At 39.7% G+C, this 2,622-nt stretch carries 2 protein-coding genes; one reads left to right on the forward strand and one right to left on the reverse strand.

The window, feature by feature from the left end; all coding sequences use genetic code 11:
* The first annotated feature begins 539 nt into the window (after positions 1 to 539).
* Positions 540 to 1,043, forward strand: a complete 504-nt coding sequence (locus JC606_RS22940) for a MepB family protein (RefSeq protein WP_198779519.1) — start codon at positions 540 to 542, stop codon at positions 1,041 to 1,043.
* A gap of 232 nt (positions 1,044 to 1,275) precedes the next feature.
* Here JC606_RS22940 and JC606_RS22945 read toward each other — a convergent pair whose 3' ends face one another.
* Entirely contained in the window at positions 1,276 to 2,259 is a 984-nt protein-coding gene (locus JC606_RS22945; RefSeq protein ID WP_198779518.1) for a hypothetical protein, read from the reverse strand.
* Positions 2,260 to 2,622: the final 363 nt, after the last annotated feature.

Consider the following 2,622-nt stretch of genomic DNA (forward strand, 5'->3'; position numbering starts at 1 on the left):
ATTAACTGAATACTTGTAACCAAGAGCAGTTACACAGAATTATTTACAGGGTCGTGAATTTGGCCACTTGATTGAAGGTTTGCAATACCTGAAATTATCCGTGAGATGCTAATTTAGGAAAGCCACTGACAAGGAATTGTCCAAGAACTTCTCATGTTGAATTTTTACTCGTGGCACTTTCTAGCTCGAAAGTGCCCCTAAATTGGTTTCGCCAAAAAGTCTACATTCACAGGTGAGCAGTGTTTGACCAAATAGAACTAATCTGACACCCAGAACTCACAAAGATTGAAAAATGGGTGTTAGAGTGCTGTTTTTAGCTCATGATTCTTGCTCTATCAATCGATTTGAAAGCTTCATAAACTTACAAGGTGGTTTTAGGAGTAATCCAACGGTTTATTACGAACCTTCGAAGAGTTAGGATGCTGCATCGTTTTTTATTTAAAGGAAATATTTTGACTCAGTGTAAATACCTCATTGATGTGGATTTTTTCTTACGTCATAATTTGACATCTAAAGGGTATGAATTAACCCATCCCGTAGTGTTAGACCAATACCCTCAGAATAGTAAATATGAGGCGCTTGAATTCTCTATCGATAAAAAGAAAGTTATCTATCGAAAGGGGAACCTTACACCAGATAGACCTGGTAATTTTCTATCAATATGGAAGAGACCAGATGAAAATAGCACTGAATCTAGAAGAACCATGCCTTACGATAAGAATGATCTAGATTATCTTTTTGTTGAGGTTAATGATTACGAATCTTCGAAAAGAGGGATGTTTATCTTCCCTTTATCTGTTTTGATTAATAAAAAAATCATTACCTCAGATAAAGCTAAAGGTAAAATGGCATTCAGAGTGTTTCCACCATGGACATCTAGCCGTGGAGAGCTAAAAACAAAAGTGTTTTCCAATTCAGCAAAGAAAACTCAGCTCTGGCAAAGTGATTACTTTTTATGGATTGAAGATAATAAAATCTTAGACTTTGAGAAATTCACCAAGATCTTCGGTAATTTTGCGTCATCGCACTTAGTGCGGGCCTAAACCAATACTTTTGCTAGTGCTATACTATCCATCGCACTAGCTCTTCACAACAACTTTGCCATACCTGTGATTATTCGTGGTTTGCTAATTTAGCAAAAGCACTGGCAAATTTTTGTCCAGATCTGTGCTAGCTTAAGTTTCTACTGAGTTCAGATAAAAACGTTCAAATTTTCTATAACATCGCAATCACCCCGCATATAGCGGGGCGGTTTTAATCGGCTAATAAAGCCATCTACTCAACGTTTTTAAGGCTGTCCGTATGCACAACATCTTTGCTGTTGTACCACTCTAATACGCGGTCTCCATAGTAAGTAATATCTTGAATTGAAGGCGACTCTGCCGAATCTTTAGGTTGATAGATATAGCCCGAAATAACCCCTAAGCGTAAGTTTTTAGTTTTTCTCTGTGTGTCCAGTACATTTCGGGCGAGTGTGGCGCCTGTTAATCGCCCCGTGACGCTTTGGCCAAGCAACATACCCATACTCCCTCTCCTCACTAAAGGAGCGCTGAGTAGGTTATCGGTACTGTTAACTTCAGATAACTTTGTATTGCGTAGGTCACCGACAATACTACCCAAGTTAGTTCGACTGTCTCCCTCTATGTATAATTGATTGTTGCTCGTGCTTAGGGTGATCATATTGTTGTTGTCTTCCGCAGACCCAAAGAGGCCGCCCACATTGCTACTCTTATCAACCCAAAGTTTAGAATGAAAGGCCTTGATCGTTTCTGCTTCACTATTCGTTCTAATAAGACCGGCGACTATGCCAACTCCTTGCGGTACTGTTTGACCTGTCGCTTGGACCTGGCTGTGAGTGATGATGACGTTTTCCAGTCTACTGCTTTGGATATCACCAGCTAAGATACCGGCAGCATTAACTTTACTGCCTACTTTTAGCGTAATGTTTTCAAAGGTAAGGTCTTTGACTGTAGCGTCGTCCATTTGTGAAAAGAATCCTGCGTAACGGCTGTTTGTATCAATAGTGAGGTTACGAATGGCATAATCTCTTCCATCAAGTGTGCCATTAAAATCGATAGGCGCCGTTAAAGTGTAGCCACTGCAGTCAATATCGTGACTCAAATAATAGCTTTTCGTTGTACGCTGCTCTATTTCAAGTGCCTTGCTACATGTATCTATCTCTTCACTCGCTAAGGCTGGAACATTCGCAACAACGCCTGCTACAAAGGCGATAAGTGCTTTATGGTTTTGTTTCTTCATTTTTTAGTCCTTTATTTGGGTTAATTAACGTCTAAAGTCAGGGCCAATATATAGGTCTAAAAAAACATCTAGCTGATCATCTCTGTAAATTACAAATATGCAATATAAAACGCTGATCAACATGATTTATTTTAACTGGTTAGGTTTATGGTGCTGTTCTCGGCCGTTATTAGTGTGTTGGCATTTTACGAATCGATAAGGTCTTCAAGTTAATTGTCGTGCCACTACCAAATGTAATAGCCTGGTTACCTAGTGATGTTTGTATTGATAAAACCGAAGCTGAAACCTGCTTTATCTCGCGCACCTCTTCGCTCAATGGTATGGACTCCCCACCTCAACTGACAGCGTCAGCTAAAGTTACAG

This window comes from Vibrio sp. IB15, from assembly GCF_016406055.1.
Lineage (GTDB): Bacteria > Pseudomonadota > Gammaproteobacteria > Enterobacterales > Vibrionaceae > Vibrio > Vibrio chagasii.